The sequence below is a fragment of the Planktothrix sp. PLAVEN19ND genome (assembly GCF_057220675.1).
Genome location: NZ_CM170132.1, coordinates 3,673,321 through 3,686,718, shown reverse-complemented (window position 1 = coordinate 3,686,718; position 13,398 = coordinate 3,673,321). Strand labels below are relative to the sequence as shown.

Here is a 13,398-nt window from a genome sequence, read left to right as displayed (position 1 = left end):
CTCAGTAAACTATTAATTAATTTTTTAGATTATAAAATATAAATATAGCAGTTTTCAATCATGGTAGCTCCCACAAATAGAAAGCAAGATCAGTTCCAAGCCTATTACACGAATTGTCATCATATTACCTCCTATATGGTGGGACTTCTCGAATGTAATTCTCATCTGTCTGTGCTTGAACCTTGTGCGGGTGAGGGTGTGTTTATTGACGAGTTATTAAAACAAGGATTAACTCCAGAAATTACCGCCTATGAGTTGAATATTGATGCTGTAAATCAGTTAAATATCAAATATAATTACTTAAAAAATATTGAGATTATACATCAAGATTTTATCCTGGCAAACACTAACAAAAAATTTGATAGAGTGATTGCTAATCCACCCTATGGAGCCTATCAATCACCGGAAAAGAGAAAACAATTAAAAAAAGCATATCCTCATATATACGCCAAGGAAACCTACGGTTTATTTTTAATTCAAACGCTGGAATTATTAAAACAGGACGGACGCCTAGTTTTTATTATTCCCGATACCTATTTATCACTCCATCAGCATCAAGGTTTGCGAAAAGAAATTATTAGTAATTATAAAATAGAATCAATCACGCTTTTTCCTTCGGATTTTTTCCCGGGTGTCAACTTTGGCTATGCGGGATTGAGTATAATATCTATTGTTAAGGAAAAACCTAATATTGATTACAATTTTCCTGTATATAATGGTCTGCATTCACCGTCAGAGTTAACGAAATTATTAACTAATGCCAAGAAAAATTATGAACTTTGTAGACTTTCCTACCGTCAACTTATTAACAATCCATCCCAGGCTTTTTTTCTGTTTTCAAAAGACTGGATTTCTCAAGTTATGAGTTCTGATAATATGACAATAGGTGATATTTGTTTTGTGGTCACGGGTTTTTATTCGGGGAATGATGGCAAGTATTTAAGGCGATCGCCATCTGTTACTAGGGGGACTAAAAAATATGCTATTGTAGAGGATCATAGGATCTGTAAAGATGATCTTTCTATTAATCCACCTCTGAATGGAATTAAAAATAATTGTTATTGGGTTCCGATTGTCAAGGGTGGTAATCAAAGATTCTACAAACAATCAGAATGGTTTATGGACTGGGGGGAAGAAGCAGTTTATGATTATACAGTTACTAATAAGCAAAAAGCCAGATTTCAGAATTCGCAATTTTATTTCCGTCAGGGAATTGCTGTACCGATGATATCATCTTCTTCAATTACGGGATCATTACTTGATGGGAGATTATTTGATCAGTCTATTGTGGGAATATTTCCCCGCCAAGATTATCAAGATTTAATGTACTATTTACTTGGTTTTTTTAATAGCAAAATTTGTAATAATCTGATTAGAACTATTAACATAAGCACTAATAATTCCGCAAATTATATTAAGAAAATACCTTTGATTATACCAGGAAACTCGTTATTAGAAAAAATATCAAAAGAAGTAAAAAAGCTGGTAATATTATCTAAATCTAATGTTGTTAACGAGGAAAATTTACAAGAATTGAATCAATACTTTTATGAGGTATATGGTGCTAAAATATCTGAATAAAAGCGATGTATATAGAAATTATTAATGGTATTATTATAAAAATAAAATTCAATTTAAACACAAAGATACAAAGAAGTTGTAAACACTAACCTAACTAAAACTGGTCTTATCTATAGAAAAAATATGGCTAACCGATCGCACAGAAATACACGACTTATGGGAATGAATGCCCTAAGAAAACGTAAGGGGGTTCACACTTCTGAACTAGAAATTGAAGTTAAAGAATATCAAGAAACCGTTCATTCAGTAATGAATCTCGATTGTCTTGAACTGCTTAAAAAGATTCCCTCAAACTCGGTTCAACTGATTGTTTGTGATCCTCCTTATAATATAAATCTCGCGGAATGGGATAACTTTGATAATTATATTAAGTGGGCATCTAATTGGTTGATAGAGAGCGAGAGAGTTCTATCTGAGACGGGAAATATTGTTATATTTGGTGGATTTCAATATCAAAGTGAAGCCGGAAGTGGTGACTTACTAGAAATTATGATGTATATGCGTCATCATAGTAAGATGCGATTAGTGAATATGATTATTTGGTATTATAAAAATGGTATGAGTGCCCATCGATTCTTTGCTAATCGTCATGAGGAAATAGCCTGGTTTGCGAAAACAAAAAAATATGTTTTCGACCTAGATGCAGTTCGTATACCTTTTGATCAAGAAACTAAAGCACTTTACTTAAAAGATAAAAGACTAAATCCTGAGAATGTTGAGAAAGGAAAAAATCCGACTAATGTTTGGGAGATTGGAAGATTGAATGGTAATTCCCTGCAAAGGGTAGGACATCCCACCCAAAAACCAACGGAAGTAATTAGAAGAATTGTCCGGGCGATGTCTTACCCTGGTTCTGTTGTGCTTGATTTTTTCGCAGGTTCAGGAGTAACAACAAGAGTGTGTATAGAAGAAGGAAGACATAGTATAGCAAATGATCTTTCTACTGATTTGAATAGCTATTTAGATCAGCATATTGCCAAAATCAAACCCGATATTTTTTCTGATTTTGTCTCCTTTAAGTTATTAAACGAAACTGAATTTGAGTCCCATCCAGTGTTTAGCAAATATAACGGGAAATAGGGAGCTTTATGGAAAGTCATTTTTCAGGAGCGAATTTAAAGATCTTATTGATGTCCTAATTTCTTTGCACACTGCGATAGATATTGCTGTAATGATGTATGATGGGGTTTTAAGTTAAGTGTTGTAAAACTAGAAATTTATGGGGCATAAGCGATGAAACGCTATATTTGTATTGCCATTGGCATTAATCAATATCAATATCTGCAACCCTTGAATTATGCCCAAAAGGATGCAGAGGCTATTTATGAATATTTGGTTGATGTTGCCGGATTTCCTCGTGATCAGAGTTTATTGCTCTGCGATCACTCGCCTCCAGTGTCGAAGATGTCTACCTATCCCAATCGGGAAAATGTTTTAGATTGGGTAGAGTCTTTCTGTAAAGAGCAACTTGGCCCGGAGGATGTCCTTTGGTTTTTCTTTAGTGGTCATGGGTTCGCCAAGGGGGGACAGGATTATCTATTACCAATTGACGGTAACCCGACTCAGTTAGAAACAACGGGAATTCCCATTCCAAAGTTATTTGACTATTTTAAAGCCGCAGCAACCGATAAAATTTTGGTGTTGCTGGATATTAACCGCGCTCAGGGGGCGCACGCGGGGGAAAGTGTCGGAATTCAAACGGCTGAAATCGCCCGAAAATTAAAAATTCCGACGATTTTATCTTGTCAGCCCGAACAGTTGTCCAGGGAAACTTCGGCTTTGCGCCAAGGATTCTTTACTTCCGTATTATTGGAAGGGTTAAAAGCCGGACAATTTTCAACTTCAGATTCATTAATTCATGGACTGGAGAAACGTTTACCTGAAGTGACGGAACAACATTTAAGACCCCGACAAAACCCCGTATTTGCAGTTTATCCAGCCTCTAAACTCCAGCAGGTACTTTTACCTGAAAGTCGTCAGGTGGCTATTAATCTTTCCAATGGTATTAGAGAAATAAATATGGCAACTGTAGAATCTCACCAAAATGGGACTGCGACCGTATCGGAAGATCCACTGAAATTATCCCTATCCTCTGATCAAGGAAATGGAGATCGGGGTTCTGCGACAGGTGAACCCGTCGAACCCGGAAATTTACCCCCCAATCCTCCAAATTCTGTAGTTCAGATGAACTCCCAACCGCCTGCAAGTTCAACAGAGGACACTATGACAGAAAGTTCATTTTTACAACGGTTAATTCTTTGGAGTGGCGCAACGGCGCTGGTACTGTTGCTGGGTGTGTTTCTAACCAATAAACCGATATTTTTAGGTCAAAAAACCGCTAAGTCTTCTGTTGAGACTTCAACGGTGGTTAAAACTCCCAAACCACTGCCCGCGACCACAAAACCGGAAAGCACACCCCCGACTCCAACTCCTGCAAGTCCGGCTCAATTGTTGGATGAATCGAAACTCCTGTTAAAAGATGCTTCCGCTTCTGATTTTAGTAAGGCGATCGCCATCGTTCAACAAATTCCGGCGAGTGATCCGCAGTACAAGGAAGCCCAAGGGGATATTGAACAGTGGAGTAAAACGATCCTGGTGATTGCCCAAGGGCGCGCCCTGAGTCAAAATTGGCAAGGAGCGGTGGAGGCGATCAAGTTGCTGCCTGACGCTGATCCTGAGATTTATCAACAGGGACAAAAACAACTTCAGGAGTGGGAAGCTCAGTTAAAAATCCTGAACAATAATCAAGGAATTATGAGCCAGGCTAAGGCTTTAATTAAGCCCGGTCAAGCCTCATCCTATAGTGATGCCATCGGTCTTGTCCAAAAAATTCCGGCGGATCAGCCTGGATATTTGGAGGCTGAGAAGTTAATCAATCAATGGGCAGATCAAATCTGGGAAATTGCTCAATCCCGGGCTAAGAAAAAACAATATGCTAATGCTATTGAAGCAGCTAAGTTAGTTCCCGAAAATACATCAGCCTATGATGCGGCTCAGAAAGCGATCGCTGATTGGAAAAAGAATCAGTAATTAGTAATCAGTAATTAGCAATCAGTAATTAGCAATCAGTCATCAGTTATCAGTCAATAGTTAGTATTTTAATAGTTTTAGATTGTTAAGTAAAAACTAAAAAAACAAAAACTAAAGACTAACAAAATGATTAACTGTTAAACTGACAACTCTTAAACTGATAACTGATAACTGATTACTGATAACTGATTTTGGTTCCTCCTAAACCGCAGTAGCCATTGGGGTTTTTAGCTAAATATTGTTGATGATAACTTTCTGCATAATAAAATTCCGGTGCTGGTAGAATTTCAGTGGTTATTGTTTCATAACCCCCTTGCTTCAGAGCAATTTGATAGGTGTCACGGGAGGCTTCAGCTAATTCCCCTTGTTGCTGGGAATAAACATAAATTCCTGAACGGTATTGTGTCCCAGCATCGTTACCCTGACGCATTCCCTGAGTCGGATTATGGCTTTCCCAAAAGACTTTCAGCAATTGTTCATAACTAATCACTTTAGGATCATAAACCACTAACACGACTTCATTATGTCCCGTTAAGCCGCTACAAACTTCTTCATAGGTGGGGTTAGGAGTAAATCCGGCACTATACCCCACAGAGGTGCTAAACACCCCTTCCTGCTGCCAAAACCGACGTTCTGCTCCCCAAAAACAGCCCATCCCAAACATCGCCATTTCCAATCCTGGGGGAAAGGGAGGTTTGAGGGGATTACCATTGACATAGTGTTTGTCGGGTACGGACATGACTTGCTTGCGTCCGGGTAAGGCGTCGGAAGCCGAAGGCATTTTCAGTTTTTTACCAAGTCCAAAGATGTGCATAATTGAGTGGATTTGTGAAATATAGCTTTACATTCCTTAATGTTAGCGTTTTTATCGTGGTTTTTGCCCAACTAGAAACTCAGTTTTTAAGGATTGATAATTTATTCTTGGATGAATCCCGTTAATGATTTTAATATTCTGATTATTTTAATTTGATACAATAAAACCAGAAAAATCACTAAAGTTCAAAAAACTTTCAGATATGATGTGGGATCAAATTGCTGAACAAATTAGTCAAGCTACGGGAGAACCATTTCAAATTTGCGATCGCCATGCCGTCGGTGGAGGGTGCATCAATCAAGGATATCAAATTAGTCAAGGTTCCCGCCACTATTTTATTAAACTGAATCAAATAAGTCAAGTGGGAATGTTTGAGGCCGAGGCTTTAGGAGTTCAACAAATTTGGAACACCCATACTATTCGAGTTCCTAAAGTCATTTGTTGGGGAGGGTTAGGAAATTCCGCTTATTTAGTCTTAGAATGGCTGAATTTAGCCGGAAAAAATGACCCTTCAGCCTGGGAAGAAATGGGAAAAAACTTAGGGTTACTACATCGCTGGACACCGGAACAGGATTATCCTGGGTGTGTAAATTTTGGCTGGGAAATTAATAATACAATTGGTTCCACACCTCAAATTAATACCTGGACAAATAATTGGATTGAATTTTGGCAAGAACATAGAATTGGCTATCAATTGAAACTAGCTAAACGGCGAGGAGGATATTTTGATCAGGAAGAAAAATTACTCAAAAAAATTCCAGATTTATTAGCTGATTATACTCCTCAACCTTCCTTAGTTCATGGGGATTTATGGGGAGGAAATGCGGCAATTTCTTCAGCAGGAGAACCGGTAATTTTTGATCCAGCTAGTTATTTTGGAGATCGAGAAGTTGATTTAGCCATGACTGAATTATTTGGCGGGTTTCCTCCTCATTTTTATCAAGGTTACCAGACGATTTTTCCGATAAATTCTGGTTATGCGCGTCGTAAAATGATTTATAATCTTTACCATATCCTAAATCATTTTAACTTATTTGGGGGGAGCTATGGTAGACAAGCTAATCAGATGATTGAAGAAATTTTGCGCTAAACCTTAACTCAACCAGCACTGACCACTTATTTTCTCTTGTATTTATAGTCTTTTCTGATGAATGACGCTCAACCCGATCACCCACCCACCAGTATTTTGATTGTTGATGATACACCCGATAATTTATATCTGTTGTCAGCAATGTTGACAGAACAGGGGTATGATGTTCGCTGTGTTATTAATGGTTCGGCTGCGATTATGGGGGCGATTGCTGACCCACCGGATCTAATTTTATTAGATATTCGGATGCCTCAAATGAGTGGTTATGAAGTTTGTAAACAGTTAAAATCTTCCGAACGCACCCGGGATATTCCTGTGATTTTTTTAAGCGCATTAAATGAGGTTTTTGATAAAATTCAAGCTTTTGAAGTAGGCGGTTTGGACTATATTACTAAACCTTTTGAAATTCGAGAAGTTTTAGCTAGAATCAAAAATCAACTCAATTTACAAGAGGCAAAATTACAAATTCAAAAATTAAATACAGAACTAGAACAACGGGTCAGAGAACGAACGAAGGAACTAGAACTAGCCAATTTACGATTGTTACACATGGCATCCCATGACGCACTTACGGGTTTACCGAATCGAGTGTTTTTTATGGAACGATTGATGGCAGTTTTGGCTTATACCCGCACCTATTCTAGCTCTCAATTTGCGGTATTATTTCTCGATTGTGATGATTTTAAAGTGGTGAATGATTCCTTGGGACATTTAGCTGGAGACCAACTTTTAAAGGCGGTGGCGAGAAGATTAAGCAATTGTATTAATCATAATTATACCTTGGCTCGATTTGAAGGGGATGAATTCACTGTCCTTTTAGAAAAGATTGAATCCGTTGATGAAGCCACCCAATTAGCGGAAACAATTCAACAGGCTTTAAGCAAATCTTTTTCACTCCATGAACATGAAGTTTTTATTAATACCAGTATTGGGATTGTTTTAGGAAATTCTGAGTACGAACAGCCGGAACATTTGCTCAGGGATGCAGATACGGCGATGTATCAAGCTAAAACCTTAGGAAAAGCCCGTTATCAGGTGTTCAATCGAGAGATGCACACCCGCGCCTTAACTCGTTTACAGTTAGAAAATGACCTTCGCCGTGCCATTGAACGTCAAGAATTTATTGTTTATTATCAACCGATTATTTGTTTATTAACGGGAAAAATTAGTAGTTTTGAAGCCTTAGTTCGCTGGAAACATCCTCAAGGGGGCTTAGTTTCGCCGGATCATTTTATTCCCGTTGCTGAAGCCACTGGTTTAATTGTTCCCCTAGGATTTTGGGTATTAGAACACTCCTGTCGTCAACTCAAATTATGGCAAGAACAATCTGCTAAACGAGGGGAAGTTTTTGACATCACCATGAGTGTAAATTTATCGGTTAAACAGTTTTCTCAAGGTAATTTAATTGAAGAAATTGATCAAGTTCTTGAGAGTTTGAAATTAGATAGTAAAAACTTAAAATTAGAAATTACAGAAAGTGCCATTATGGATAATCCCGAATTAGCATCAGAGCTATTTGAACAACTCAAAGAGCGTAAAATTCAGTTAAGTTTAGATGACTTTGGGACGGGATATTCTTCCTTGAGTTATTTACACCGATTTCCTTTAGATATCATTAAAATTGATCGCTCTTTTATTAGTAACTTAGATTCGATGGGAAAAAATTTAGAGGTGGTTCAAGCCATTCTCAATCTCGCCCATCATTTAGGAATGAGTGTGGTAGCTGAGGGCATTGAGACGCCAGAACAATTATCCCTTCTTAGGCTTTTAGGTTGCGAATTAGCTCAGGGTTATCTATTCGCCCAACCTTTGGATGCAGAAGCCACAGAAACTCTGCTTTTCTCCGATCCTCAGTGGTAATGATGATTCCCTATCCTCTATTTTTCTAAAAACCCTAAATTTTTTCCTAGGGTAAAGATTGCCAAGCATGGCTGACTAATTCACTTAACCACACTCGCTGTTCTCGATTCAGTAGACTATCATCGGCTAAAACCTCAGCCTTCAGATCTTCTAATGATTGTTGACGGGAACGCGCAATTTTTACGACTCCTGCCAACGCCGTTACAACTAACTCGTCAGTAACAGGTTGTTGTCGCAGAGCCATCATTTCTTGGGGGTTTGTGGGAATTGGATGATTCATATATCAGTAATCAGTTATCGGTGTAAGAGTTATCAGTTATGGGTAAACAATGAACAGTATAGAATATCGGATAAAATCAGAGTATGCTTAAAAATATAATCTGGTTTGCAGCCCTATTGCTTCTTGCCTACTTTCCCTACTATATATGCCAGTCAGAACTATATTAAGAGTTATTTTATTAAGAATTATTCGGCTTTTAATCTCTATTACTGTTGAAGCCTGGATTTTCCAAAAAAGTTTCAATATCTCCCCGAAATTGAGTGTACAATATACAATGGCTCTCAATTTGTTGGCAAGTGCCTGTGAATGGATTATTGTTTTAAATGCAGAAGCAGTATTACCATTGGAAGCTCGAAAACAATTAATTGATTATTTGTTGGTAGAACAGCTTGATACAACCTCCTTCGTTATCTTTTTATTAACGGTTTTTAATTTTACTTTCTTACTATTAATTAAATGGATAGGCTTTGAAACCCTCCGGTTTTTATTAAGCACGGACTTTACTAAAATCAGTAAAGTATTTTCAGGAAATTCAGAAGAACGGATTAAAATGTCCGAACAATACAAAGATTTTAGAATAATATTACTAGCACATATTTTAAGTTATTTTATGTTCTTAGGATTGGTATTTACATTATTGATTTTAAAATAAAATGAAAAAACTAATTAATATTTTAAATATTATTAAACCCTCCCATCCCTTAGAATGGAGAACGTTTATATTGATCAGTATTGCCATTTGGACGGCATCTGTTTTCGTAATTAATAATGAAGATACCAGGAATAGTTTGGCACTTCTGAGTTTATTAATGCTAACGGTTGCTATTAGTATCCGAACTAATGAACCTCCATTTATAATTGGGAGAATTTCCTTAAGTCCTTGGATTACTTCATTCTTACTATGTCTAATTATATATCAAAAGACAGAAATAACTAAACCTAATTTCGCCTTGAAATCTTGGCCACTCATCGCAGCCTGTCTAATCTTTATTCTGGAATTTATTCAAGATAAATTTAAAATCCAGTCTCCCCCGCCGTTGGTTCGTATGGGGTTTATTATTATTTTCCTAATCCACATTAATATTTACTGTTGGATAGAATTTTCTTTGCGCGTGGAAAATTGGTTACCAAGGGTTCCGAATATTCTTCCTACACCGGAGACTTTACAGCCGGATTCTGCTAAAATCAACCCAGAGTTTCAATCCTATTTCTTTCTGGGAATGAAACAGGAATAAGGATATTGCTTATTTTTGGTCAAACCTTATTACAATAATAATCTGGAAATCAAGATGAATTTCAACCGAATTTTTACCATTGCCAGTAACGTTTTTTTAGAAGTTGTTCGTGACCGTATTCTTTATATTATTGGTCTTTTTGCCTTATTTTTGATGGGTTCCATTCGTTTACTTCCTGAAGTTTCCGCCGGGTTAGAAAACAAAATAACCCTGGATTTTGGCATCGCCATGATTAATTTATTAGGCTTACTGATTACAGTTTTTGTGAGTGCTAATTTGATTAACAAAGAAATTGACAAGAAAACGGTTTATCTCCTGGTTTCTAAACCCGTCAGTCCGGCGGAATTAATTATCGGAAAACATTTTGGGATCTCGGCTTTTATTGCAGTTTTAATCTTGGTGATGACCCTGCTATTTTTGGGAATTCTCAGTTTCAATAAAATTTCCTACCCCTTCGTCTCTCTAAGTATTGCTTTTATATTTATGTGGCTACAACTCTCTTTAGTGGCGGCGGTCGGCATTTTATTAGGAGTATTTACCAGTTCACTGCTCGCAAGTTTATTAACCCTGGGTGTTTATGCAATGGGAAGTCTCAGTCGTGACTTACTCGCCTTGGGAAAAATTAGCGAAAACCCAACCTTAGAACAAATGATGAAAGCCACCTACATGATCTTACCTGATTTAGCAAGATTGGATTTGAAAAATGAAGCCATTTATGGTTACTTACCCCCATCTTCAGTGCTAATAACTAATGGGATTTATGCTATCCTTTATATGGTTCTTCTATTATCCCTGTCCATTGCAATTTTTTGGCAGAGAGAATTTTAGTTAAATTAGAGAATTAGGTTTAATCTTCACCATGATAGCCCTAGAAAAATTACAACAACTTCAAGCCCTATTTCAAGAAATGGAACGGGCATTAATCGCTTATTCTGGAGGAATAGATAGTACCCTAGTCGCTAAAATTGCCTATGATGTATTAGGAGATCAATCTTTAGCCGTAACCGCCGTTTCTCCCTCCCTATTACCAGAAGACTTAGAAGATGCTCGAATTCAAGCGGCCGAAATTGGGATTCAACACCAAGAAATTCAGACCCAAGAAATGGCTAATTCTAATTATACATCAAACCCAGTTAATCGTTGCTATTTTTGCAAAAGTGAACTCCATGATACTCTAAAACCCTTAGCTCAAAGCTGGGGTTATCCCTATATTGTTGATGGAGTGAATAGCGATGATTTACGCGACTATCGCCCAGGAATTAAAGCAGCAAAAGAAAGAGGAGTTCGTTCACCTTTAGCGGAATTAGGGATTAGCAAAACTGAAGTCCGAGAAATTTCTAAATACCTCGGTTTAAAAGCTTGGGATAAACCCGCTCAACCCTGTTTAAGTTCCAGGTTTCCCTATGGAGAAGAAATTACAATTTCTAAATTACAACGGGTGGGTAGAGCAGAAGTGTATTTAAGAAAATTAGGCTGGAAAAATCTGCGAGTTCGTTCAGAGGGAGATACCGCTCGCATCGAATTATCCCCAGAAGAAATTAAAGACTTTGTATTAATTATTGAACTGCCTAAATTAGTGCAAACTTTCCAAGAATTTGGGTTTATTTATGTTACTTTAGATTTAGAGGGATATCGAAGCGGAAAACTCAATCAAGTCTTACCTTCAGAAGTAATTAGCACCTAAATACCCTCTATTTTAGTGAACCCTAAACCCCAATTATGAACCCCATAAAAGAGGTAAAATGATACAGCATTGTATGATTCCGATTATCAAATCTCCTAAAGACTATCCAACTTATCGGATTAGTCCTCAAGACACTAAAATTGATGGGTTTCCGATTGAATCTTTGCAAAATGGGATATTTTTCAAGATCCATAAAATTTAGGTTGCTAATGATAAAAATATAGTAATCTATACTCAATCAAATTATTCTAAAAATCATCAGAGATTAGGAGTTAAGAAAATGACTAATAGTTTTGACAAAAACCTCGGAGATAAAAAGCATTTATTGAGTCAATTTAAACTCAGAACTCAGATGCTTTTTGGTTATGCAATTCCCGTTTTTATGTTTGCGGGTTCTACCTATATTGTTTATGCCAATGCCAGTAAGGTATTTGAGGCATTTAACCAGGTAGAAAATGTCCAAAAAAGTATTATTTACACGGATCAAATGGCGTTATCTGGGAGTAATATGGTCGCCAATAGTCGAGGTTATATTATTACTGAAGAACCACAATATTTAGACTTATATCAACAAAGTTGGCAGGGTTTCCAGGAAGCCAGTAATAGTGTGGATAATATAATTACTGTTCTCGAACAAAGACAACGATTTGAACAAATGAAAGAAATCGCAAAAAACTATAATCAACATCAAAATAAGTTAGCTAGTTTGTTGGAACAGGGAAAGAAAAAAGAAGCTTTGGAGATTTTTAAAACTGGTATAGGTAGTAAACTTCTTTTAGATTTTTTAACCCTTAATTCTGACTTTAATAAGACAGAAATCACAAGACTGAATGCAGAAAATCTTCAAGCTAGAAACACGCTACAAAATGCAATCAACTTATTGGTTTTGGGTTCCATTATTTCAGCGTTAACCGCTTTTATTATTGCTTGGTTAATTTCTTCCTTAGTGAGTCGTAAAATTACTCAAGCCATTGATGCCATTGATCATTCTTCCTTAGAAATTAATATTGCTGTTGACCAACAGGAACAAATCACCAGTAGTCAAGCGAGTTCGGTAAATGAAACGACTCGCACGATGGATGAATTAGAATTTTCGGCAAAACAAGCCAGTGAACAGGCGGAAACTTCAACATCAGGAGCCAGACAGGTTTTAAACTTAGCAGAAAGTGGCAATGAATTAGTGAAGCAAACTTTGGTAGAAATGAACCAAATGAAAGAAAAAGTTGAAGCCATCGCAGAACAAATTTCACGCCTGAGTGAACAAACCAATCAAATTGGGAATATCTCTCAATTGGTGGGTGATTTAGCCAATCAGACTAATATGTTAGCGCTCAATGCCGCCGTAGAAGCTGTTCGAGCCGGAGAATATGGAAAAGGGTTTTCGGTCGTGGCTTCAGAAATCAGAAAATTAGCCGATGAAAGTCAAAAATCTGCCCATCAAATTAATAACTTAGTGATGGGAATTAAACAATCTAATAATTCAACCGGAGCGGTCACCGAAGCTGGAATTAAAAGTGTGGTAAATACCTTGGATTTAGCCCAAAAAACCGCTTCTGCTTTTAATAAAATGTCCATAGAACTGAGTAATATTGTTCAGAGTTCTCAGCAAATTTCATTAAATTCTAAACAACAGGCTGTAGCCATTCAACAAGTTGTTGTGGCGATGAATAATCTCAATAAAAATGCTCAGGATAGTAGTCTGGGTATGGGTCAAATTAAGCTCGGAATTCAAAAACTCAGTGATGCTGCTTTTGATTTGAAAGATATTGTCCAAGAAACATCACAATAATCAGTCATCAGTTATCAGTCTAAGAGTTAATAGTT

13 protein-coding genes are annotated in these 13,398 nt (G+C 37.0%); 11 read left to right on the top strand and 2 right to left on the bottom strand.

Annotated features, from left to right (window positions below; genetic code table 11):
• The first annotated feature begins 60 nt into the window (after nucleotides 1–60).
• The 3 genes from AC2D3N_RS15885 to AC2D3N_RS15875 all read left to right on the top strand — a co-directional run bounded on the left by AC2D3N_RS15885 (nucleotide 61) and on the right by AC2D3N_RS15875 (nucleotide 4,611).
• A complete protein-coding gene (locus AC2D3N_RS15885; protein WP_079678345.1) occupies nucleotides 61–1,581 on the top strand; it encodes an Eco57I restriction-modification methylase domain-containing protein in 1,521 nt (506 codons plus the stop codon).
• A 123-nt stretch (nucleotides 1,582–1,704) separates the two neighbouring features.
• On the top strand, nucleotides 1,705–2,661 hold the full coding sequence (locus AC2D3N_RS15880; RefSeq protein ID WP_484691455.1) for a DNA-methyltransferase: 957 nt from the start codon (nucleotides 1,705–1,707) through the stop codon (nucleotides 2,659–2,661).
• 153 nt (nucleotides 2,662–2,814) lie between these two features.
• Nucleotides 2,815–4,611 carry a caspase family protein gene (locus AC2D3N_RS15875; RefSeq protein WP_484691454.1) on the top strand — a complete coding sequence of 599 codons (1,797 nt, stop codon included), beginning with the start codon at nucleotides 2,815–2,817 and terminating at the stop codon, nucleotides 4,609–4,611.
• A 175-nt stretch (nucleotides 4,612–4,786) separates the two neighbouring features.
• Here AC2D3N_RS15875 and msrA read toward each other — a convergent pair whose 3' ends face one another.
• Entirely contained in the window at nucleotides 4,787–5,425 is a 639-nt protein-coding gene (gene msrA / locus AC2D3N_RS15870) for a peptide-methionine (S)-S-oxide reductase MsrA (RefSeq protein ID WP_079681587.1), read from the bottom strand.
• Between the two features lie 205 nt (nucleotides 5,426–5,630).
• Between msrA and AC2D3N_RS15865 the strand changes: the two genes are divergently transcribed.
• Together AC2D3N_RS15865 and AC2D3N_RS15860 are read left to right on the top strand one after the other, a co-directional pair.
• Entirely contained in the window at nucleotides 5,631–6,515 is an 885-nt protein-coding gene (locus AC2D3N_RS15865; RefSeq protein ID WP_079681586.1) for a fructosamine kinase family protein, read from the top strand.
• A gap of 57 nt (nucleotides 6,516–6,572) precedes the next feature.
• A complete protein-coding gene (locus AC2D3N_RS15860; RefSeq protein ID WP_079681585.1) occupies nucleotides 6,573–8,375 on the top strand; it encodes a two-component system response regulator in 1,803 nt (600 codons plus the stop codon).
• Nucleotides 8,376–8,421: 46 nt separating this feature from the next.
• On the opposite strand, the gene AC2D3N_RS15855 is transcribed toward AC2D3N_RS15860, so the two are convergent.
• Nucleotides 8,422–8,655 (bottom strand): hypothetical protein, encoded by a 234-nt coding sequence (locus AC2D3N_RS15855; protein ID WP_079681584.1) that lies wholly within the window; start codon nucleotides 8,653–8,655, stop codon nucleotides 8,422–8,424.
• A gap of 145 nt (nucleotides 8,656–8,800) precedes the next feature.
• Here AC2D3N_RS15855 and fraC point away from each other — a divergent pair, with 145 nt between their 5' ends.
• The 6 genes from fraC (at nucleotide 8,801) to AC2D3N_RS15825 (ending at nucleotide 13,363) form a co-directional block, all read left to right on the top strand.
• A complete protein-coding gene (gene fraC, locus AC2D3N_RS15850; RefSeq protein ID WP_484691453.1) occupies nucleotides 8,801–9,307 on the top strand; it encodes a filament integrity protein FraC in 507 nt (168 codons plus the stop codon).
• Between the two features lies 1 nt (nucleotide 9,308).
• Complete coding sequence (locus AC2D3N_RS15845; protein ID WP_079681582.1) at nucleotides 9,309–9,890, top strand: DUF5357 family protein; 582 nt, start codon at nucleotides 9,309–9,311, stop codon at nucleotides 9,888–9,890.
• Nucleotides 9,891–9,944: 54 nt separating this feature from the next.
• Nucleotides 9,945–10,718 (top strand): ABC transporter permease, encoded by a 774-nt coding sequence (locus AC2D3N_RS15840; protein ID WP_079681581.1) that lies wholly within the window; start codon nucleotides 9,945–9,947, stop codon nucleotides 10,716–10,718.
• Between the two features lie 34 nt (nucleotides 10,719–10,752).
• On the top strand, nucleotides 10,753–11,574 hold the full coding sequence (larE, locus tag AC2D3N_RS15835; protein ID WP_079681638.1) for an ATP-dependent sacrificial sulfur transferase LarE: 822 nt from the start codon (nucleotides 10,753–10,755) through the stop codon (nucleotides 11,572–11,574).
• A 73-nt stretch (nucleotides 11,575–11,647) separates the two neighbouring features.
• Nucleotides 11,648–11,776, top strand: a complete 129-nt coding sequence (locus AC2D3N_RS15830; protein ID WP_484691452.1) for a hypothetical protein — start codon at nucleotides 11,648–11,650, stop codon at nucleotides 11,774–11,776.
• 78 nt (nucleotides 11,777–11,854) lie between these two features.
• Entirely contained in the window at nucleotides 11,855–13,363 is a 1,509-nt protein-coding gene (locus tag AC2D3N_RS15825; RefSeq protein ID WP_484691451.1) for a methyl-accepting chemotaxis protein, read from the top strand.
• The last annotated feature ends 35 nt before the right edge of the window (nucleotides 13,364–13,398 follow it).

Coding starts and splice junctions, on each gene's coding strand:
- AC2D3N_RS15885 (WP_079678345.1), top strand. CDS start 61: ATGGTAGCTCCCACAAATAGAAAGCAAGATCAGTTCCAAGCCTATTAC.
- AC2D3N_RS15880 (WP_484691455.1), top strand. CDS start 1,705: ATGGCTAACCGATCGCACAGAAATACACGACTTATGGGAATGAATGCC.
- AC2D3N_RS15875 (WP_484691454.1), top strand. CDS start 2,815: ATGAAACGCTATATTTGTATTGCCATTGGCATTAATCAATATCAATAT.
- msrA (WP_079681587.1), bottom strand. CDS start 5,425: ATGCACATCTTTGGACTTGGTAAAAAACTGAAAATGCCTTCGGCTTCC.
- AC2D3N_RS15865 (WP_079681586.1), top strand. CDS start 5,631: ATGTGGGATCAAATTGCTGAACAAATTAGTCAAGCTACGGGAGAACCA.
- AC2D3N_RS15860 (WP_079681585.1), top strand. CDS start 6,573: ATGAATGACGCTCAACCCGATCACCCACCCACCAGTATTTTGATTGTT.
- AC2D3N_RS15855 (WP_079681584.1), bottom strand. CDS start 8,655: ATGAATCATCCAATTCCCACAAACCCCCAAGAAATGATGGCTCTGCGA.
- fraC (WP_484691453.1), top strand. CDS start 8,801: ATGCCAGTCAGAACTATATTAAGAGTTATTTTATTAAGAATTATTCGG.
- AC2D3N_RS15845 (WP_079681582.1), top strand. CDS start 9,309: ATGAAAAAACTAATTAATATTTTAAATATTATTAAACCCTCCCATCCC.
- AC2D3N_RS15840 (WP_079681581.1), top strand. CDS start 9,945: ATGAATTTCAACCGAATTTTTACCATTGCCAGTAACGTTTTTTTAGAA.
- AC2D3N_RS15830 (WP_484691452.1), top strand. CDS start 11,648: ATGATTCCGATTATCAAATCTCCTAAAGACTATCCAACTTATCGGATT.
- AC2D3N_RS15825 (WP_484691451.1), top strand. CDS start 11,855: ATGACTAATAGTTTTGACAAAAACCTCGGAGATAAAAAGCATTTATTG.